The sequence below is a fragment of the Actinomyces bouchesdurhonensis genome, assembly GCF_900128465.1.
GTDB lineage: Bacteria > Actinomycetota > Actinomycetes > Actinomycetales > Actinomycetaceae > Pauljensenia > Pauljensenia bouchesdurhonensis.
On record NZ_LT635866.1, the window covers coordinates 420079 to 439241 of the forward strand.

Genomic DNA, 19163 nt, shown 5'->3' on the forward strand with positions numbered 1-19163 from the left:
TTGTGCCTGACGCGTCGAAGCCACCGCGCCCCGACCGATTGTCTTGCCGATCGGGTCAGTGGTGTTCGTGGGAGTCGTAGCCGCGCAGACGGTCCAGCTCCCGCCGTTCCTTCTTGGTGGGTCTCCCACTGCCCTTCTCGCGCACCGCGATGGGTATATGGACGCGTGGCCGCTCGGGCGTGCGATCGTCGTAGGCCATGCGGGCCTGTGGGTAGGACACGCGTTTGTTCAACGGTAAGACAACGCCGAGGATCCGGTCGAAACCTTCAACGCGCAGGCGCACCTCGTCACCCGCGCGTACCTTGTGGGCAGCCTTCACCGGTTCGCCGTTGACCCGTACGTGACCAGAACGCACTGCGGCGGTCGCCTGTGAGCGAGACTTCAGCTGGCGGATCGCCCACAGCCACGTGTCAACGCGCACGCAGGACGAGGCCAGGGCGCCTGGCGGAATCACGACCGTCTCGGGTACGTCACTCATGAGCGGGCTTAGTTGATGCGGCGGATTCGATGCTGCTGACGTGGCGTCAGAACAATTGCGACGAGCGCACACAGGAGAGGCATGCCGACGAGCATACCGACGAGGGCCCCCCACGGGATGACCGGCGTGAGGGTCACCAGGGTCCGGAAGATGCCCGAGCGGGCGAAGGTGACGACCGCGAGAACTCCGACGATGAGGCCTGAAAGAACCGCGGTGGGGATCGCGTTGAGGGCCAGGACGACGCCCTGCCAGGTCGTAACGTGGCGGCGCATGGCGGGGGCGGCGCCGATCGCGTCGAGGGTGTCGAGGTCTGGGCGCATGTCGGAGGCCGAGAGAGCCACGACGAGCGCGACCGTGGCCGCCGCGGCGACGATCGCGATCAGGGCCGCGACGTAGGGCAAGACGATGGATCGCATGGTCGGGGTGATGACTTGGGCGCTGGCCCCTGGTACCTGCCGGGCAATAGTCGCTTGGAAGGTTGGCGCATCCACCGAGTTAACAGGATTGTCCACCGTCAGGAGTTCGCCCAGCGGAACGCTGTCAAGACCGAGGGTCGTCGCTGCGGCGGGTGAGAGAACCATGACATTGACGCGTGTGAGCGGCGACGCCGCGAAGGATTGGGAAGCCATCACTTGCGCGTTCGGCAAGGCATCGTCCGATGCGCCGGCTGCCTTCGCCGCCGCAATGTCTTTCATGTCGAGACTGCGCAGCTCGGCCTGCCCCGCGCCGTTGATCCATGCCGGATCAGGAACGAGCACGCCGCCCGCATTCAAGGTTGCAATTGCGCGGACCATGTCGTCTTCGTTGGTGAAGTAGCCTGCTTGGCGCAAATAGGTGCCGTCGTCGACAATGTATGCAACATCGAGCTCAGCCATTTGCCCCACGGCGGCCAACTGCGTGAGCGTTGAGTGATCGGCGGGCACGATGGCCTCAACCATGGTTTCGGGGCCGCCGGGTCCGCTGTTCCATGCGATGCCGTAAAGGGTGGCCTTGGACACGACCGTGCGCTCGTTGCCGACTGCGTCAGTCGCTGACTTCATGAGGGCACGGGAACGGGTCACTGAATCGGTCTTATCGATCGCTGAGACGAAGATCTGTCCGCGCTGGCCCACGTGTGGGCGCGAGTTCCATCCCGCCTCGTTCGACGAGGACAGGGTGATGAGCAGCGCACATGCAACAAACACGGTCGTGAGGATCGAAGCCATGGCCGGGAACGTTCGGTGGCCGTTTCGAACTGCGTCACGCAGCGCTAGGCGCATACTCATGGACGCCCGACGGTTTGGTACACGCCAGCGTGTGAAGACGTACGGGATCGACCCGATGAGGCCAACTTCGAGGAGGGCAACTCCGAGGACGAGGGTGAACACCGAACCAAACCAGGCGGCGACGGCTAGCAGGGGGATGCCGGATAGGAGCAAGACCGGGTAGATCATGCGGCGACGCACGAGCCGTGAGGGCTCCCACACGCGTCCTCCGATCACAGCGGAGGTATCGATATGGGAGGAGGTGTGTGCCGGTGATACCGAGGCCATGAGGGACAGGAGGATCGGCAGGGTAACGGACAAGGCGAGCGGCCAGAAGGGAAGGATACCGATGCCGAGGCCTGACCATAGCCCAATGCCGACCATCAGCCCTGCGGAGAGCATCACCGAGAACGCGGCTGAATAGATACCGATGACGATGCCGTGTGCGACGGTGAGTCGGCGCCCATCTGAACGGTCGCCACCGTTGGCGACGATCATGGCGGCCGTGCGCATGACGGAGCGTTGAGCAACCGTGTAGAGGGGGGAGATGAGCAGGATCATCTCGGTGACGATGAGCAGGACGCCGGCGATTCCGAGCAGGTACTGCCAGGGACTTGAGCTCCGCGATGACTGTGGGACCTCGTATTGGGCGATCAGTGCGGGCAGAGCCGATGCGTCCGGTGGACTAGCGAGCACTTGGCGGGAGACGACTGAGAACCCTGATTTGTTGAGCGTGCGAACGTCGTCCCACGTGACGGGAACGGGTCCCGTCACGTACCAGGCTGTCTGCGTTCGCCCCGCGACCGCGAGGCGATCAATGTCGAGCGTTCCGTCGCCGATGATGGCGCACCCGCTGCCAGCGATAACCGCGTCGATAACGGCGTTTCCTTCGAGGGCTTGCGTCGTTCGATCTTTCGCGACCGTGAGCGAGAGGGCGACCGTATCGCCGGTGGTTACGCCAAGGGCGCGTGCGACATCGTCAGAAATAACAGCGTGATTGGTTTCGAGGACTCCGTGTCTGTGTCCCGCTTGGACGCGAGGCGCGTCCAGGGAGGCGGTCTGTATGCCCGAATCGACCGTGTAGCCTGTTCCACCGGGTGCCGTCAGGTGAAGCTGATAGAGGGTGTCAACCGCCACGAGCTGGTCGCCCGGAGGGACCCAATCGGCGAGGGTCTGCATCGTGACGTCGACTTCCTCGTCCGAGGCTGTCTTGGAGAGGCGGTCTGCTGTGAAGTCCTGGTCGAGGGCGGTCGAGGAACGACGGAGGGTGACGGCCTGAACATCGGAGGTGTGGCCCAGCCAGGACGACGCCTGGTAGCGCTGGGAGGTCGTCACATCCCAGAACGTGAGGGAACCGATCGCAACGACGATCGGCAGGGAAATCAGAATGACTGCCGTGAGGGTGCGCCCCAGGCTATGGCGCGCATCGCGTGAGGCGATGCGGAGTACTACTCCCCATCGCCTCATCCGTATCCTGAGTCGGCTCATTAGTTCCTTGGTGCTGTGTCTGCCAGCAGGTCCCTCAACGAGTCTGCGCGCGAACGATCAACGATGCGACCATCTCGCAGGAAGACTGTGCGGTCTGCCCACGCGGCCATTCTGGCCTCATGAGTCACGAGGATACCGGCTGCGCCCGCATCTATGTGGTCACGCAACACCAACATGATCTGTTCGCCAGTGTGAGAGTCCAACGCGCCGGTCGGCTCGTCGGCAAGAATGACCGATCGGTTACCGACGAGGCCGCGGGCGATGGCAACCCGCTGACGCTGGCCTCCAGAGAGCCTTTCTGGAAAGCGGTCAGCGAGGTCGGCGACGCCGACTTCTTCGAGCGCATCCATTGCTGCCCGACGAACCTTCGAAGGACTGACACCATCGAGCTGTAGTGGCATCTCGACGTTTTCGAGCGCGGACAGCGAGGGGATCAGGTTGTAGTCCTGAAAGACGTAGCCGATTGATCGGCGACGCACTTCGGCACGATGCACGCTATCCAGTGACGCGAGGTTGACCCCGTTGACGTACACGCTTCCGCGCGTCGGACGTTCAAGCCCTCCCGCGATCGACAGAAGCGTCGACTTACCCGAACCTGACGGACCCATAACAGCGAGAAGCTCGCCGGGCGCGACCTCAAGGTCGATCCCGTCGAGCGCTCTCACTCGGACACCGTTGGCGCCGAACTCATGTCCGACGCCAACTATCCGGATTGGTAGTGGTGCAGGCTGACTCATCGCACTCCGGCGCGCTCCGTCATACCGGCGTCGGACTGAGCCCAGTTCATCGAACGGCCCTTCGCGGCGGCGAAGGCGGCGCGACGAGCGGCCTCCGAGACCGCGCCGGACTCGATGTGGTCCAGCCAGTTAAGTTCGGCCTCGAGGTCAAAAATATGACGCTCCAGGATGAGCTTCCAGGCGAGCTCTCCTTCGTCGGCTGAGGCCTTCAGGCGAGTGNGCCTGCTCCAGGAGCTCGTCGGTGACGGGGCCGTCCACGGTCAGGTGGAAGCACTTCCCCTGACGCACGGCCTCAAAGCTCGTGATTCCGAGCCTGGGCAGCGCCGAGCCGACGGCCTTGCCCTGCGGGTCCAGGATCTCAGGCTTCGGCATCACTTCCACGATGATTCGCCCCACGGCGTTCCTCCTTGTGTTGTTGGTGAGGATCCCGCCGCGCACCTCGCCCGGCGGGCACGTTGGTTACAGGACCGGGTCAACCCCGGTGAGTCGGCGATACGCCTCAACGTATCGGGCGGCGGTCGCTGCGGCGACAGCGTCGGGCAGCGCGGGCGGGTTCTCCCCGGACGCACGGTCCCACCCGGATTCTTCCGAAGTCAGCCAGTCGCGCACATACTGCTTGTCGAAACTCGGCGTCACCTGGCCCTCAACCCACCGGTCCGCAGGCCAGAAGCGCGAGGAGTCGGGGGTGAGAATCTCGTCCGCGAGCACGATCGCGCCCGTGGACACATCGATACCGAACTCGAACTTCGTATCCGCGATGATGATGCCCCGCTCGGCGGCAATGTCTCGAGCCTGACGGTACAGGGCAATCGACAGGTCACGGATCGCGGTCGCGTACTCCTCGCCGATGCGTTCCACCGTCTGTTCGAAAGTGATGTTCTCGTCGTGCTCACCCAGCTCGGCCTTAGCGGCCGGCGTGAAGATCGGCTCTTCCAGGCGCGAGGCCTCGGTCAGCCCCTCGGGCAGGGCGATGCCGCACACGGAACCCGACTCGCGGTACTCCGCCAAGCCGGAACCCGTCAAGTAACCGCGCACGACGCACTCAATGGGAATCATGTACAGGCTGCGGCACACGACCGCGCGCCCGTCCACCTCCGCAGGAACCGTGAAGCGCGTGGGTTGCGCGCCCTCCAGGGCACGCGAGGCCTCAGCCGGAGCCTTTGTGCCAACGGCCAGCAGGTGGTTTTCCACGAGGGGACGCAGCTTGCCCATCCACCAGATCGCCAGCTGGTTCAGGACCGCGCCCTTACCGCGGATCTCAGTGGGTAGCACGTAGTCGTATGCGCTGATGCGATCCGACGTCACCATCAGCAGCGCCTCAGGGCCAGCCTTCGCGTGGCGAGGGCGCCCCACCGCCGGCGACGCTTCCGGCGCGGAACCCACCACGGCCTCGTCAGGAGCGTAAATGTCGCGGACTTTCCCCGAACTCAGGGGGGTCCAACCGTGCAGGGAGGTGGGCATGATGCTCCTCAATGTTGTGTCGTTAGTCAAGAGTGACGGCCAGGTCGGCGGGCCACGTCGCGATGTCGCTGCGGTGTTGTTCACCAGCAAAGTGGATGAGGTCGACGCCCCGGTAGGCGAGCGCCCGCGCCTGGTCGAGGGTGGCCGCGCGGGCGACAACGTCGAGGACGCGTCCGCCGGAGTTCACCAGCGCGTAGGNGCGTTCGAGCTCGTCGGGGGAGGCCTGGAAGTTGCCTTCGCCGTTTTTGAGGGGCACGGTGATGGTGTCGCCGACGCGGTAGGCGCGCGTCCACGCGGTGTCCGCGTTCTCGATGCGCAGCACCTGGTCGCGGCACAGGAACTTCTGGTGGTCGTTACGGATGAGGGCGCCGGGCAGCAGGTGCGACTCGCACAGGATCTGGAAGCCGTTGCAGATGCCCAGGACGGGCAGGCCTCGTCCGGCCTCGCGCACGATCTCGCCCATGACTGGGGCGGTCGCGGCGATCGCACCGCAGCGCAGGTAGTCTCCGTAGGAGAATCCTCCGGGGATAACGACCGCGTCGACGCCGTGCAGGTCGGCGTCCTTATGCCACAGGGACACCGCCTGCGCGCCCGCGATTTCCACCGCGCGGGCGGCATCGCGATCGTCAAGGGTGCCGGGGAAGGTGACGACTCCGACGCGGGTCACTGCGCGCCTCCCGCGTAACGGGCGTCGGCCTCGTCGATGGCCTCGACGCGCACGACGTCCTCGATGATCGGGTTGGACAGGACCTCTTNTGACATCGCGCAGGGAACCCAGGGTCGAGCGACGCTGGGTCTGAATCATGGCCTCAACGTCGACCGTAGGATCGGCGGCGGCCACAGCTAGCTTCATAACAAGCTCATCACGTTCGGGATGCTCGCGCGGAACCGGGGTGGACCACCAGGCAGCGAGGACTTCGCGACCGGCGTCGGTCAGCTCGAAGACCTCGGAATCACGGCCCGCATTGGTCTCGGCATGAGACACAACCTGACCATCGCGCTCAAGGCGCTGCATCGTCTGGTAGACCTGGCCAATATTGAGTGGCCAAGCTCCACACGTCTGCTCCTCGAACATCTGCTTCAGACGGTAGACACCCGCGGGCTGCTGCGCGACGAGTGCCAGCAGGGCATTGCGAACCGACATAACTCTCCGTTCGTTGTCGTGACGTGTTGGCGATCGTGGTTGAACAGTATCTATCCTACGCCAATCCCCCTCCGTTAGCGGACACATAACGGTGGGTTACCTAACAAAAACCCTACCGTTTGGTTAGAACTAAGGCCCCGTCATTGCAAGCGAGAGGACATTAATTAACCGGAATGCTAATACGCGCGCCGACCATGTTGCAGACATCATAGGGCAGCTTTCCACTCATATTTCAATGTTTTATAAGTCAAGTGGTCAGAGTCTTCACAACGCAGGTGCCGACAGGCACAAAACACCCAAAATCGACCTATCACACATATTTGACCAAGGATCGATCGATAAATTGACAGCACAAAGTCTCAAACTATGAGACTCCGTCTTCAGTTTCGAAGAACCGTTCCACCCTCCGGCGCCTTCACACCGATGCCACGCCTCACACCCTCGCAACATCCTGGCACACCCAGACGAAGCCAACGCCCACTTCACGGAACGCTACACTAGAGCACATGAGGAGGATTCACCGATGAACGTTCCTGCCCCCGCCGACCCGCCCCCAGCCTCGGCCCCGATCCCCACACTCACCCTCCCCACCGGCGCCCCCATCCCCGTACTCGGCTTCGGCACCTACAAGATTGCACCAGACGATACCTATGAGGCCGTCAGCCGCGCGCTCAACATCGGCTATCGCCACATCGACACCGCGCAAATGTACGGCAACGAAGCCGAAGTAGGAGCCGCGATCGAGACATCCAAAATCCCCCGCGACGAGATTTTCCTCACAACAAAAGTGGACAACTCCAACCACGAACCCGAGCGCGCAGCCGCATCCATCCAACGTTCACTAAACGACCTGCGCACCGACTACGTCGATCTCCTCCTCGTCCACTGGCCACTACCCACCCTCTACGGCGGCGACGTTACCCTCCCCTGGCCCGCCCTCGAAGATGCCTTCACCGGCGGCAGCGCGCGAGCCATCGGCCTGTCCAACTACGAACGCAAACACATCGAGGCCGTCCGCGCCGCCGCCACCGTCGCCCCGCACGTCCTCCAAGTCGAAGCACACCCCTTCTTCCCCAACGCGGACCTGCGCACCTACGCGCAGGGACTCGGCATGGTCTTCGAAGCCTGGTCACCCCTCGCACGCGGACGCGCCACCACAGACCCAACCCTGCGTGCCATCGCAGACCAACTCGGCGTAAACGCCGCCCAGGTCGCCCTACGCTGGGCTATCGACCGCGGACACGTCGTCTTCCCCAAGACCCTTCGCCGAGCGCGCATGGCAACAAACATCGACGCGTTCTCCTTCTCACTCACCCCCGAACAGACAGCACGCATCGACACCCTCAACAGAGGCGAATCCGGGCGCACCGGATCGCACCCCGCCACCATGAACCGACTCTGACGACAGGTACGAAAGACACATGGCATCCAAGCTCACCCGCGCCGACCGCGCTATCGTGCGACTCGCCGACGGAACCGTCAAACAGCAGAACCTGCTCACCGGCACGGAGGTGTGGACAGTCCCCGGGCGCGGAAACCGTCCCCTCGCCGCACCGCGCAGCGACCACAACCCCATCGACCACGAAGCCGACGGACACCACTGCGCGTTCTGCTCGGGCCGATACCTCGAAACACCCCCCGAGAAATCCCGCCTCGTGCGCCGCGAGGACGGCACGTGGGAGCAGCTCGACGCCCTGGCAGCCGACAAACTCACCGACACAGTCGCAGAGTTTCGTCGCATCCCCAACCTCTTCGAGATCGTCTCCTACAACTACTGGCATCTCAACCACGGACACGTGCCCTCAGAAAACGACCGGCGCCGCATGGCGCACTACTTGGCCTCGGATGCTGGATACGAGCACGTCATGAACGTCGTGCGCGCACGCATGTTGGCCTCGGGCATGAGCGAAGGAGAGTTCGCGGCCACCAGCGAAACCGCGCGCCTGCAGGCCGCCAACGGATTCTTCTCCGGCGGCCACGACCTAATCATCGGCAAACGCCACTTCGTCGATGGTGCCACCGAGGCTCACGAACTGGCCGGGTCAGGTACCCTCACGCCCGAAGAGCACGCGCAGTACACCTCCTACACAGCTCGCTCAATGCGCGACCTGTACGACCTCGACCCCGCTGTGCGCTACGTCGCTACCTTCCAGAACTGGCTACGCCCCGCCGGCGCATCCTTCGATCACCTGCACAAGCAGCTAGTCGCCATCGACGATCTGGCCGTGCAGACGGAAGCGGAACTCGAACGTCTGCGCGCCCAGCCCGACATCTACGACCAGATCTTCACGGTGGCAGCCACCCGCAAACTCCTCATCGCTCAAAACGAGCACGCCGTCGCCCTGGCCGGCTTCGGGCATCGTTTCCCAGGCATCGCGATCTGGCCCCTGCACTCGCCGCGCAACCCGTGGGAGGTCAGCGACCAGGCCATGGCCGGGATCTCCGACATCCTGCACGCTGCACACGCCGCGACAGGGGCAGACGTTCCCGCAAACGAAGAGTGGTACCACCGCCCACCCACCGTCTCCACACCCATGCGCTGGCGAATCCTGCTCAAGTGGCGTATCTCCACCCTGGCGGGCTTCGAGGGCGGCACCCGCATCTACTTGAACACGATCGACCCGTGGAAGGTCGTTGAACGCACGGTCCCACGCCTGCGCGAACTACGCGACAAAGGACTCATCGCCCCCATGCGTATCGGCGACGAATGCCGGGTCAGCCCCTCGATGCTGCGCGACTAGGAACGCCCCTCACTCATCACCATCGTCGTCGGGATCAACCCCCGGGTCCTGTTCACTCGTCTCATCACGGGCAGTAGTGACATCCGGATTCGCCGCAGACTCTTCGGCGGGGTCAGTCGTAGCGACGGAGACGGGCGACACCAACGCAGACTTCCAAGTTGACAGCCACGCGTCCAACGCGTCCAGGGACCCGACCGTCTCGTCAGCGACAACCGTCTCGCCGCTGATTCCCATCAGCCACGCCGCCTTGGTGTCAGTCGCGAGCACGCCGTCGATCGGATAAGCGGCACCCGTGGTCGCCAGGGACCGCTGCGCAACCTGACCCTGGAGCCACGCGATGAGCGACTCAGCGCCGTCGGTTGCGGGGGCGCTCACAGCAGCCGCATACATGATGCGCGCGATACACGTCGATGACACAGCTGTGCCGTATGAATCCGCGCCTGTGTTCGTCGCTGCTGCCGCCGCCAGGGAGCGCGGCGCAACAACCAACGGGTAGGAGCCGGACGTGCCCGACGCACTCCCCTCGACCTCGGACAAATAGCTGTCGGAGACGTGCGTACCAGCGCTCCACGCGCTGATAGTCTCCCCCAGGGAAGCGTCCACGCGCGGGTTCAGTGATTGCACGAACGTTCCCAGACCTTCACCGGTCTGCGCGGCAGCCTCCTGCACGAAAGCGCGCCCCACCGAAGACGAGGCCGGGTCTGGGAGAGCGAGCAGTGCGCGCACACGCGGCGCCGTCAGATCATGAAAGGACGTCGGCAGTGGACGACTGTTCGCGCTCATCCACGACTTGTCGGCGATCACACACACGTCGTCACGACCGTATGCGACCGCCGCAGGTGCCCCCTCGAGGACGGTACCCGTCAACGTCGTCGTGTCCTGAGGAGCCACGGACGCAATCGTGCCGGCCGCCGCCGCCTGTAGCGCGTCAGCGCCGTCCAAGCCCAGAACGACATCCGCATCAGCCTGAGCGATCGAATCCACCCCGTCAACGGGAACAACAGCGATCGAAAAACCCGTCGCCTTCGTGAACTCCTGTGCGGTCTCCGTGGGCAGCTGGGCGCCGCCCACCAGGGCAACAGTCACCACGCCGGAACCGGTCCTGGGCGTGGGGGCGTTGATCGTACCGCGCACCCCCCCGTTCGACGTCGAAGCACGCGCGCTTTGACCGGGAACGATCGGCGCGGCGAAAGGATCCTGAGGGGCGCTCGACGACACAGATGGGGTACAAGCTGCAACGGTCGTCGCCACGATCACGAGGGCCGACAGCGCAAAAAAAGAGCGGGCGCGAGCCATAACGAATCCTTCGGACGGGGACAGTACCCCTCTAGCATAAGACAGCTGGCCCGTGGCCCTCGCGCAAGAGGGCCGTGTGGGGCATCATGGAGGCACGCGCACCCGCGCGGGGACAGTCAACCCACGCCAGGAGATACTCATGGATCCCGCCACCATCGAAAAGGTTGCCACGACCGCCGTCATCGCCGGAGCAGCTTTCTTGGCCACCAAGATTTTTGAAACGGGCTGGAAGATCACCACGAAGCGCCCCGTTCCCGCCGAGGACGCCGACGACGTCACCCTGACCTCGCTGGTCATCTTCGCCGCCACCTCCGCCGCCCTCGCCGCCGTCGCCCAGCGCTACGCCTACAAGGGTTCCCAGAAGTGGCTCGCCCCCAAGCTCGAAGCGCGCTTCGGCGTGCCCCAGCTGGAGGCCTGAGACCCGGACCCCCCGTCCCTGCCCTCACACGAGCGGCAGGAGGGACCCAAGGTCCGTGCGCTCACCCGACGCGCTCACCCGGGAGGCTGCCACGGCCTCGTCCCAGGTGAGACGCCCGCACGCCAGAGACAGCCACGTGTGCGCGTCCGTCTCCACAACGGCGGGAGGCGTCCCCCCCCGATGCGTCGTCCCGGGCAGGATCTGAACCGCGCCCGCCGGCGGCACACGCACCTCGACCGACCGGCCCGGGTGGAGGGTCCCCAGCTCCTCGAGTGTGAAGCGAACGGCCGTCAAGGCCACCGGGCGCGGAGCCTCCTCACCGCATTCGACCGCACGACGCCAGGCGCGCAGTGCTTCCATCCCCCGGACCGGATCGATGCGTCGTTTCGCCATGCGTCGATTCTACGCCGCGCCACCGTCGGCGTGAGCGTGCATTCCTACCGCCCAGTCAGGCACAATGGAGTGAACTACCCCAACTGAGAGGTACCCGTGAGCGAGACAACCTCCCTTATCACGCTGCGTTCGATCCTCGACATCGAGATCGCGCGCACCTACCAGTGGGATGCCGCCACCATCATCACTGTCTCCGGCGTCGACCGTGCCGGCGACCTGACGACCCGCATCGTCGAGTATCCCGGAGCCCTCGCCGACATCGCCGCCGAAGGATTCTCGCCCCACTCGGCCGCCGGACACGCCCTGTCCCACGAGCTGCACGACGCGATCCAACGCCGCGTGCGCCTGTGGATCGCCGACATCCCCACCCCCCAGCTGCCGCGCCTACGCGACGCCCTAGGAGCTGACGTCGTTCACGAGGCCGGGGTAGCCTCCGGCGGTTACACGCCCATCGCACTGTCCCCCCTCGCCCTGCTCGAAGCGTGGGCGGAAGGCACCGACGAACAGCGCGAGTTCATGCGCGTAGCCATGTCAGGGCTCGACACGCTCTCCACGGCCTCGCACGCCACCCGCGCCTCGCGCGCCGTCGGCGCCTCCATCATCGAACGCTCCGCTTTCCTCAAGCTGTGCCGCAACCCCAAGTTCATCGCCTACGTCGTCGTCCTCGTGTACTCGATGGCGCGGGCCGTGCCCGTCATGTACGTCCCGCACTTCCGGGGCGACTGGCGCATCCTGTGGGCAATCGACATGGTCACCGCCATCCCCTACACGTGGGGACTCATCGAAATGGTCGCCGGGCAAAAACTCTGGCACCGGGTCGTTGGCGCCGCCACCGCTTCCGTGACCTTCCTGGCGCCCTACGTGTACTTCCTCATGTACGGGCGCCACGCTCCCCCGGGCGTGTGGACCGCCATCGCCTGCATTTTCTTCGGCGGAATCTTCCTGGAGGTCTTCCGCTACCAGCGCGACCGGGCCGTCAAAAAGGGCCTCGCGGAGCAGCTATAGCTCCCGCGTCCCTCCCCCAACCACTCTGTGCGCCCGAGAGTAGCGGCCCGTCGCCCGCCGACCTTCCGCGCCGGGGGCCTGCGGCGCGTCACCTCNTGCGGATGAAGCCCGCGACCATGAACCAGCCGCCGCCGACCCAGAAGAGGATGAGCGTCCACAGGGGCTGGAACGGGTAGACGACGACCAGGTAGGCGCAGGCGACGATCCACGCGGCGGCGCCGACGATGTTGGGGATCTGGAAGCGCTTGACGCGCGCGGGGTGCGTGTAGTGCAACGGCACGAGCGTCAGGATCGCGAGGATGATCGTGGCGGCGATATTGACCCACGCGGGGGTCTGCAGGACGTACATGACGATCGCGACGCAGTTCCACGCGGCGGGGAAGCCCACGAAGTAGTTGTCGTTGGATTTTTCGCCGTCGTTCGCGTAGCAGAACAGGGAGGAGACGATGATGACGATCATCATGACGACCGGCACGGGCTGGGAGCCGAAGGGCAGGTGCAGCGCCATGAACAGCGCGGGCAGGAAGGTCCACGTCAGGTAGTCGACGAGGTTGTCGACGACGCCGCCGTCGAACCACGGGATGGCGTCGCGCACGCCGACCTTGCGGGCGAGGGTGCCGTCGACGCCGTCCACGACCAGGGCGATGACGAGCCACAGCCACATCATGGGGATGTTGTTGTTGAGGATCGCGAACAGGGCGAGCGTCGCCCACACGAGACCGGAGATGGTGAACGCGTGGACCCCCCACGCGGCGATGACGCGGCCCAGGCTGGGTTTGTGTGTCGCGGACGAGGCCTGGGCGTCGTTTTGCGATTGGGTGTCGATGGCAGTTTCTTCGGGCACGGCGGCTCCTGTAGGACGGGTACTTTCCGTTCCACAGTATGCCAAAGATTGGTGATCAATCGGTAGGACATGACACAGACCACGCGGCTCGGCGGGCCAGGGGGCGGCGACACGTCTCATCGGTAACGCCAGGTTTGCCTTAGTTCATTATGGTCAACGCCATTCCTTATCCCGGTTGCACGAGAGAGGATGCCGGACGGGGGGAGCGTTGCCGCGTCGGTCGTCTGCACACGTCGCGCGTTGACGCGGGAAATGAGGACGGCGTCGGGGCCCGTGAGAGGACCCTCTGCAGCCTCTCGCGCCATGGCGTTCTCGTCGGAGGCCCCTTCGGACAGGTCGCCACACCGCCGCGAGACGCCCGGGCTACCGCGCGAAACGAGCATGATCGGCACGCCTGTATTACTACTAATACCCTAGTTGACAGACCTTTCCCGGGAATCTATCCACAGAGCAATTCCTCTCCAGTGAAAGAGAACACAACGATGTTTCACTCTCAATGTACCGGGTCCAAGCGCCGCGCAGCCATCATCGCCGCTGGCTTGTCGCTCCTGCTGGCGGCATGCTCGCACGCCCCCAAGCCAGACGCCACGCCCACTCCTACCGCCACCCCGGAGCCCACCACGGCCTCGCCGAGCCCGACGGCCACGACACCCTCTCCTACCCCGTCCGCGTCGATCGCGTCGCCGACGCCGAGCGCAATGGCCAGCAAGTCCCCCGAGTGGAACCCGACGCTGGACCAGGCGGTCGCGAAGGAAGAATGCGGACACACGACATACTTCTCAAACCCCTGGGAAACTCTTTCCGGATCCAACGATGTCTCGGCCATCGCGCAGAAGACCTACAACAACGGCTTCAAATGCGAACTCGAGAAGAAACTGGACGACGGCTCCGTTGAGCTCCTTGTGCCGCAAGGCGCCAAGACCTTCACCACCACAGCGGGCCAGTCGGACTACTCGCGGGACACAAACATCACGGTGACCTTCGAGATCAGCGACCCTATCTCGGACAAGGTCCTCGATTCGGCGTCCCTACGCCTCAACGAGGCGAAGGAGTTCAGCATCGACGTCTCGTCGGTTCCGCGCCTCAAGCTCAAGGTAGTCGCGGAGGCGGCGCAGGGAGAGAGCCGCAAGAGCGACATTAGCGTCAACGCCATCTGGGCAGACCCGAAGTTCTCGTAGGAGGACGCTTCCACGGGGACGACACTGCCGCCCCATCGACCCGGCCCGCGAATCGCGCGATTCGCGGGCCGGCGTCCGTTCGTCACGGCCCCGACATGAGCAATGCGGGTGGAGAGAGGACACGCGTGTTGGTCGAGGCTCAGTCCCAGACATCGTCGAGGGCTGCGTCGTCGGAACTAGCGGGCTCGCGTCGACGACTGTGCCGGTGGGTAGCAGGTCACAGCCCAAACAAATCTCGCACGTAATTTCCCTCGGTCATTTTTCGAGACCACCAGAAAACGTTGCAATTCCAACGACCTGAATTCAATATTTGAAATACTTGCGAGGGAATTACGTGCGACATTGCTGGGGAACCACTCCGGTATCTCACACAGAAGAGGCCGCCGACACCCGGAACACCAGCGGCGCCACAGGCAAGGCAAAACACCAGGAAGCACCGGCGTGAAGGGCACCGGAAGGCCTGGCAGCGCTTCGATGAACGGACTGCCCCCAAACAAAAGTCGCACGTAATTTCCCTCGGTCATTTTTCGAGACCACCAGAAAACGTTGCAATTCCAACGACCTGAATTCAATATTTGAAATACTTGCGAGGGAATTACGTGCGACATTGCTGAGTGTTGAGCAAGGCAGGGGAATTACGTGCGACATTGCTGAGTGTTGAGCAAGACATGGGAATGACGTGCAACATCGCCGAGTGACGAACAAGACAAGGCAACACACAGCAACACAAGCCCCACCAGTGCGAAGGGCGCCCGGAACACCAGCGGCACCGCACAGCGAAGGGGCGCGGGCCGACAGGCCCGCGCCCCTAGGCGCTCGATCAGACGCAACTCAGAAGCGCTTGCGTCCCGTCTCGCTCAGCTCACGCAGCTCGTCGATCGAAGCGATCCAGCCGCAGCCCTCGCCCTCGGCGGCGAGCAGATCCACGCCGCTGATCGCGAGCATGTCACCACCCGTCGTGCCGATGCGCACGGCATCCACGCCCTCCGCCTCGGCGGCCGCGAACACGGCCTTGAGCGCCGCCTCGGGCACCGCGACGAAGGNGTGACCGATGACGGCGGCCTCGACGTCCCACTTGTCGATGATCTCGAAGAAGCGTTCGCGATCCTTGGGGGTCACGATCGCCATCATGCGTTCCTGGGACTCGCTCATGAGGATCTCGCCCGCGGTGAGCGTGGGGTCACGCAAGAGCACGTTCTCGAGGTCGACGTGCATGCCGGAGTCACCGTTGGAGGCCAGCTCGGAGGTCGCGCACGAGATGCCCGCGGCGCCGAGGTCCTGGATGCCCTGGACGACGTCGGCCTCGAACAGGTCGAGGCAGCACTCGATGAGAACCTTCTCCATGAAGGGGTCGCCCACCTGGACGGAGGGGCGCTTGGCGGGCATACCGTCTTCGAAGGTCTCGGAGGCGAGGATGGAGGCGCCACCGATGCCGTCGCCGCCGGTGCGCGCGCCGAAGAGGACGACGAGGTTGCCTTCGCCGGTCGCGTTCGCCAGGTGGATGTCGTCGTGGCGCAGCTTGCCGATGCACAGCGCGTTGACGAGGGGGTTGCCCTGGTAGGAGGGGTCGAACTCGGTTTCGCCGCCGATGTTGGGCAGGCCCAGGCAGTTGCCGTAGCCGCCGACACCGGAGACGACGCCGTGGACGACGCGCGCGGTGTCGGGGTGGTCGAGAGCGCCGAAGCGCAGCTGGTCCATGACGGCGATCGGGCGGGCGCCCATGGAGATGATGTCGCGGACGATGCCGCCCACGCCGGTGGCCGCGCCCTGATAGGGTTCGACGAAGGACGGGTGGTTGTGGGACTCGACCTTGAAGGTGACGGCCCAGCCGCCGCCGATGTCGACGACGCCGGCGTTCTGCCCCATGCCGACAAGGAGGTTCTTCCTCATGGCGTCGGTCGTGCGCGCGCCGAACTGCTCGGCGAGGTGCTTCTTGGAGGACTTGTAGGAGCAGTGCTCGGACCACATGACGGAGTACATGGCGAGCTCGGCGTTCGTGGGTCGGCGCCCAAGGATGTCACAGATGCGCTGGTATTCATCCTCTTTGAGGCCGAGTTCCTTCCAGGGCATGTCCTGGCCGGGGGTCGCGGCGGCGTTCTCGACGGTGTCGGGCAGCTCGCGGGTGTTTTCGGAGGTCATTCGTGTTTCCATTCGAAAGATCATGGACGAGGCCGGTGCGCCCTCACGGGAGAGGGCGCGGTGGCGTCGTCAGCCGACGAGGGATGCGAGGACGGAGTGGAAGATGCCCAGGCCGTCGGTGCCGCCGTGGTGGCTGGCGCCGTCGGGGCCGAGGGAGAGCGGGCCGNTGCTTGGCGAAAGACTTGGAGGCCTCCAGGCGGGCCGCGTCCTTCGTCGGGCCGAAGACCGGAATCCCGTAGTCGAGGACCGCGTCTGCGACTCCAGCGACCAGCGGAGCTTCGGGGCCGACCACCACAAGGTCGACCTTCTCTGATGTCGCACGCCGTACAACGTCCTTCGGATCAAGCGGATTCATCGTGAGCGAACGACCCAGCTTCTCCAGCGCAGGATTGCCCGCCTGGACGACCAGCGACACCGGCTGCTCAGGAGTGGACGTTCGAAGCAGCGCACGAGCGATCGCATGCTCACGACCCCCGTTACCAACGAGAAGAACCTTCACAATTTAAGCCTATCTATGTTTGAGTGCATTACGGGCCGACACGAGCCGATATGGGCACACCTCACAGCGTCCGTGAGACACGCGTCCACCGCTCACCAGGCACCGTTCGGGTTTCCAGAGCGCTTACTGTCGTCTTGATCCCGACGCTTTTGTTCGCGCTCCCCGTTTTGGTTCTGCAGATCCTGACGACGCTGCTTCTGCTCCTCATTTTCACCCGCGTACGGGTCGGGCGTCGGGCTGGCGCTAGGAGACGATGTCGGACTCTCGGAGGGTTCCGGCTCGTTATTATTTGTGCCGTTCTGCGGATCCTTGTTTTGCTGGTTCGGGTCCTCCCCGTTCTTCTCCTGTTCCGTGTCTTGCTTCTTCTGCTGGACGCGGTTCTTGTTTTCGTTTGCGGGGTTGTCGGAATCACCAGACTGGCCCTGACCGCCGGACTGGCCCTGGTCACCGGACTGATTGGACTGGCTGCCACCGCCGCCGCCTGCGGTCTGGCAGGGCGAGATCAGGTCTTCAGCCTCCTGGTAGGAATTGATCGCATCATCCAGAGAGCCACCCTCACGCAGAGCGTCGGCCTGGATTTCAATGCCGATACCCAGGTTGACGCGCACGCGGCACTCGTAGGAATAGGGTTCGAGACGACCAGGCTGAACCTCAACAGCCTTAGGCACCAGGTCGTAGGCGGTGCGCAACTCGTTAACGCCATCGTCGACCGCGTCCTGACGCACCAGGGTGGTCCCCAGGTTGTAGTGAGCAACCCAACGCTCGACGCCAACTGAAGTCCATGCCATCTGTCCCTCGTATCCGGCCTGCGCGGCTGGGTACTCCCCGTTGGTCCAGTGGGCCAGCGACGAGCGTGACCACAGGGTCATGCCGATTAGGTAGGCGGAGGCTGCCAAAGCAATCACGAGGATCGGAATCGAGTACCACAGGGGACGCAAGGCGCGGGGTGAACGCTGAATCTTCTGGTTGCCGGAAGTGGCCTGCGCTAGCTTGGCGCGCACCGACGGATCGACGGTGTCCGCTTGGGGGGCACCGAAGGGCAGCAGGTCTTCTTCGCGTGTGGAATTCTCAGATTGCATGGGAGTTCCTCAACTGTTGGGCCCGCAGCGACAGGGTTGCACCCTCCCACGCGAGGAGGCCACCGAGGATAAGCGCAAAGGGCCAAATGATGTAGCGGTACGTAGATTGCATGTTGCGCGCCTCAGCAATTGTCGAGGCCCCCTCGAGGACATCGTTCGCGTACGACTCGATCGCCGACTTGTCGGGAGAGTGCACGTAGCTGACGCCGATGCGAGAGGCGACATCTTGCAACGCGGCCTCGTCGATGCGCGAAATGGCGACGGGATTGCCCGGCTGGGAGGAGTCGTGAATGTACTCATCGCCGCTTTGAGCGCCGGAGTCTCCCAGACGCAGCACCTTCATCTGGCCGCCCTCCGAGGTGCCATAACCGATGACGAGGCCACCGTCGACGTACTCCTTGACGGCATCCCAGTCGCTCGGGTCCCCACTGGGAGCGCTGGACCAGTGATCCTGGTTCGACGTCTCCCCGTCAGAGAAGATAAAAACGGCGCGAATATTCTGGGGGTGGCGTTCCTTGTTTTTCTTCAGGAGCGTGAGGAGTTCCTTGGCAGGGCGGTTGATAGAAGAACCCTGCGAGGACGCCGACAGCTCACGGTTAAAACTCTCCATGTATGCGTTGACGGCAGAAGCATCGGTCGTCAGCGGCATGTCGGTATGCACCTTCGAGTCCCACGACAGGATCGAGAAACGCGAGCCGGTGAGGACACCCATCAGCGTACCCACGTCGTTACGTACGCCATCGATGCGGGGCTTGACGCCATCCCAGTCCTCAGCGGCCATCGAACCCGTGCGGTCAATCACAAAGTACACCTCGAGCGTCGAGGCAACCTCCACCGCCTGGCCGGGGATGGAGGGACCCGCACCCATGATGACGACGGTCACAACAATGAACGAGCGTCGAATCACGTCGCTGACTCGCCTGCGCACCGACCGTCGGGCGGACAGGAACACAAAAGCGGCCGCGACGAGGGCAATGAGGATCAGCAGAAACAGGTTGATAACGGGGTGAAATACCATG

The 19163-nt window shown here is 64.2% G+C and carries 16 protein-coding genes and 5 pseudogenes; 5 read left to right on the forward strand and 16 right to left on the reverse strand.

Features of this window, described 5'->3' with window-relative positions:
* Nucleotides 1-55 precede the first annotated feature (55 nt).
* From BQ7477_RS04350 to BQ7477_RS13240, 9 genes and pseudogenes are all read right to left on the reverse strand, one after another.
* On the reverse strand, nt 56-478 hold the full coding sequence (locus tag BQ7477_RS04350) for an RNA-binding S4 domain-containing protein (RefSeq protein WP_073982934.1): 423 nt from the start codon (nt 476-478) through the stop codon (nt 56-58).
* Between the two features lie 8 nt (nt 479-486).
* A complete protein-coding gene (locus BQ7477_RS04355; protein WP_073982935.1) occupies nt 487-3189 on the reverse strand; it encodes an ABC transporter permease family protein in 2703 nt (900 codons plus the stop codon).
* A 20-nt stretch (nt 3190-3209) separates the two neighbouring features.
* Complete coding sequence (locus BQ7477_RS04360) at nt 3210-3947, reverse strand: ABC transporter ATP-binding protein (RefSeq protein ID WP_073982936.1); 738 nt, start codon at nt 3945-3947, stop codon at nt 3210-3212.
* A pseudogene (locus tag BQ7477_RS12765) lies at nt 3944-4165 on the reverse strand (PadR family transcriptional regulator); the annotation flags it as partial. The pseudogene BQ7477_RS12765 and the gene BQ7477_RS04360, both read right to left, overlap by 4 nt.
* Nucleotides 4095-4343, reverse strand: coding sequence for a phosphoribosylformylglycinamidine synthase subunit PurS (locus tag BQ7477_RS04370; protein ID WP_073982937.1), 249 nt, complete (start codon nt 4341-4343; stop codon nt 4095-4097). The gene BQ7477_RS04370 and the pseudogene BQ7477_RS12765, both read right to left, overlap by 71 nt.
* Nucleotides 4344-4406: 63 nt before the next feature.
* Nucleotides 4407-5408, reverse strand: coding sequence for a phosphoribosylaminoimidazolesuccinocarboxamide synthase (locus BQ7477_RS04375; RefSeq protein ID WP_073982938.1), 1002 nt, complete (start codon nt 5406-5408; stop codon nt 4407-4409).
* A gap of 22 nt (nt 5409-5430) precedes the next feature.
* A complete protein-coding gene (gene purQ / locus BQ7477_RS12770; RefSeq protein WP_073983011.1) occupies nt 5431-6075 on the reverse strand; it encodes a phosphoribosylformylglycinamidine synthase subunit PurQ in 645 nt (214 codons plus the stop codon).
* Nucleotides 6072-6161: pseudogene (locus BQ7477_RS13235) on the reverse strand (phosphoribosylformylglycinamidine synthase subunit PurS); the annotation flags it as partial. The pseudogene BQ7477_RS13235 and the gene purQ, both read right to left, overlap by 4 nt.
* Nucleotides 6160-6552: pseudogene (locus BQ7477_RS13240) on the reverse strand (PadR family transcriptional regulator); the annotation flags it as partial. The pseudogenes BQ7477_RS13240 and BQ7477_RS13235, both read right to left, overlap by 2 nt.
* A 523-nt stretch (nt 6553-7075) precedes the next feature.
* On the opposite strand from BQ7477_RS13240, the gene BQ7477_RS04390 reads away from it, so the two are divergent.
* Both BQ7477_RS04390 and BQ7477_RS04395 read left to right on the forward strand, forming a co-directional pair.
* Nucleotides 7076-7954 carry an aldo/keto reductase gene (locus BQ7477_RS04390; RefSeq protein ID WP_073982939.1) on the forward strand — a complete coding sequence of 293 codons (879 nt, stop codon included), beginning with the start codon at nt 7076-7078 and terminating at the stop codon, nt 7952-7954.
* Between the two features lie 19 nt (nt 7955-7973).
* Entirely contained in the window at nt 7974-9293 is a 1320-nt protein-coding gene (locus BQ7477_RS04395) for a DUF4921 family protein (RefSeq protein WP_073982940.1), read from the forward strand.
* 9 nt (nt 9294-9302) lie between these two features.
* On the opposite strand, the gene BQ7477_RS04400 is transcribed toward BQ7477_RS04395, so the two are convergent.
* Nucleotides 9303-10589 carry a type 2 periplasmic-binding domain-containing protein gene (locus tag BQ7477_RS04400; RefSeq protein ID WP_073982941.1) on the reverse strand — a complete coding sequence of 429 codons (1287 nt, stop codon included), beginning with the start codon at nt 10587-10589 and terminating at the stop codon, nt 9303-9305.
* Nucleotides 10590-10728: 139 nt separating this feature from the next.
* On the opposite strand from BQ7477_RS04400, the gene BQ7477_RS04405 reads away from it, so the two are divergent.
* Nucleotides 10729-11007 (forward strand): DUF4235 domain-containing protein, encoded by a 279-nt coding sequence (locus BQ7477_RS04405; RefSeq protein WP_073982942.1) that lies wholly within the window; start codon nt 10729-10731, stop codon nt 11005-11007.
* A gap of 24 nt (nt 11008-11031) precedes the next feature.
* Here the strand turns inward: BQ7477_RS04405 and BQ7477_RS04410 are convergent, their stop codons facing one another.
* Nucleotides 11032-11400, reverse strand: a complete 369-nt coding sequence (locus BQ7477_RS04410) for a sterol carrier family protein (protein WP_073982943.1) — start codon at nt 11398-11400, stop codon at nt 11032-11034.
* Between the two features lie 96 nt (nt 11401-11496).
* Between BQ7477_RS04410 and BQ7477_RS04415 the strand changes: the two genes are divergently transcribed.
* The gene (locus BQ7477_RS04415) at nt 11497-12405 is read left to right on the forward strand and encodes a cytochrome C oxidase subunit IV (protein ID WP_073982944.1); all 909 of its coding nucleotides are present in this window, start codon (nt 11497-11499) and stop codon (nt 12403-12405) included.
* An 88-nt stretch (nt 12406-12493) separates the two neighbouring features.
* Here BQ7477_RS04415 and BQ7477_RS04420 read toward each other — a convergent pair whose 3' ends face one another.
* Nucleotides 12494-13231 carry a CDP-alcohol phosphatidyltransferase family protein gene (locus BQ7477_RS04420; protein WP_478209456.1) on the reverse strand — a complete coding sequence of 246 codons (738 nt, stop codon included), beginning with the start codon at nt 13229-13231 and terminating at the stop codon, nt 12494-12496.
* 500 nt (nt 13232-13731) lie between these two features.
* Here BQ7477_RS04420 and BQ7477_RS04430 point away from each other — a divergent pair, with 500 nt between their 5' ends.
* Entirely contained in the window at nt 13732-14427 is a 696-nt protein-coding gene (locus BQ7477_RS04430) for an NPCBM/NEW2 domain-containing protein (protein WP_129582498.1), read from the forward strand.
* A 1047-nt stretch (nt 14428-15474) separates the two neighbouring features.
* On the opposite strand, the pseudogene BQ7477_RS04435 reads toward BQ7477_RS04430, so the two are convergent.
* The 4 genes and pseudogenes from BQ7477_RS04435 to BQ7477_RS04450 form a co-directional block, all read right to left on the reverse strand.
* Nucleotides 15475-16566: pseudogene (locus BQ7477_RS04435) on the reverse strand (AIR synthase-related protein); the annotation flags it as partial.
* A gap of 169 nt (nt 16567-16735) precedes the next feature.
* A pseudogene (locus tag BQ7477_RS04440) lies at nt 16736-17065 on the reverse strand (phosphoribosylamine--glycine ligase); the annotation flags it as partial.
* Between the two features lie 92 nt (nt 17066-17157).
* Complete coding sequence (locus tag BQ7477_RS04445; protein ID WP_073982948.1) at nt 17158-18144, reverse strand: tetratricopeptide repeat protein; 987 nt, start codon at nt 18142-18144, stop codon at nt 17158-17160.
* Nucleotides 18134-19162 carry a vWA domain-containing protein gene (locus BQ7477_RS04450; protein WP_073982949.1) on the reverse strand — a complete coding sequence of 343 codons (1029 nt, stop codon included), beginning with the start codon at nt 19160-19162 and terminating at the stop codon, nt 18134-18136. The genes BQ7477_RS04445 and BQ7477_RS04450 overlap by 11 nt, the downstream gene beginning before the upstream one ends.
* Between the last annotated feature and the right edge of the window lies 1 nt (nt 19163).

Bases quoted from the DNA above. Each gene is read 5' to 3' on its own strand.
- BQ7477_RS04390 (WP_073982939.1), top strand. From the start codon at position 7,076: ATGAACGTTCCTGCCCCCGCCGACCCGCCCCCAGCCTCGGCCCCGATC.
- BQ7477_RS04395 (WP_073982940.1), top strand. From the start codon at position 7,974: ATGGCATCCAAGCTCACCCGCGCCGACCGCGCTATCGTGCGACTCGCC.
- BQ7477_RS04450 (WP_073982949.1), bottom strand. From the start codon at position 19,162: ATGGTATTTCACCCCGTTATCAACCTGTTTCTGCTGATCCTCATTGCC.
- BQ7477_RS04360 (WP_073982936.1), bottom strand. From the start codon at position 3,947: ATGAGTCAGCCTGCACCACTACCAATCCGGATAGTTGGCGTCGGACAT.
- BQ7477_RS04405 (WP_073982942.1), top strand. From the start codon at position 10,729: ATGGATCCCGCCACCATCGAAAAGGTTGCCACGACCGCCGTCATCGCC.
- BQ7477_RS04445 (WP_073982948.1), bottom strand. From the start codon at position 18,144: ATGCAATCTGAGAATTCCACACGCGAAGAAGACCTGCTGCCCTTCGGT.
- BQ7477_RS04400 (WP_073982941.1), bottom strand. From the start codon at position 10,589: ATGGCTCGCGCCCGCTCTTTTTTTGCGCTGTCGGCCCTCGTGATCGTG.
- BQ7477_RS04350 (WP_073982934.1), bottom strand. From the start codon at position 478: ATGAGTGACGTACCCGAGACGGTCGTGATTCCGCCAGGCGCCCTGGCC.
- BQ7477_RS04375 (WP_073982938.1), bottom strand. From the start codon at position 5,408: ATGCCCACCTCCCTGCACGGTTGGACCCCCCTGAGTTCGGGGAAAGTC.
- BQ7477_RS04355 (WP_073982935.1), bottom strand. From the start codon at position 3,189: ATGAGGCGATGGGGAGTAGTACTCCGCATCGCCTCACGCGATGCGCGC.
- BQ7477_RS04430 (WP_129582498.1), top strand. From the start codon at position 13,732: ATGTTTCACTCTCAATGTACCGGGTCCAAGCGCCGCGCAGCCATCATC.
- BQ7477_RS04410 (WP_073982943.1), bottom strand. From the start codon at position 11,400: ATGGCGAAACGACGCATCGATCCGGTCCGGGGGATGGAAGCACTGCGC.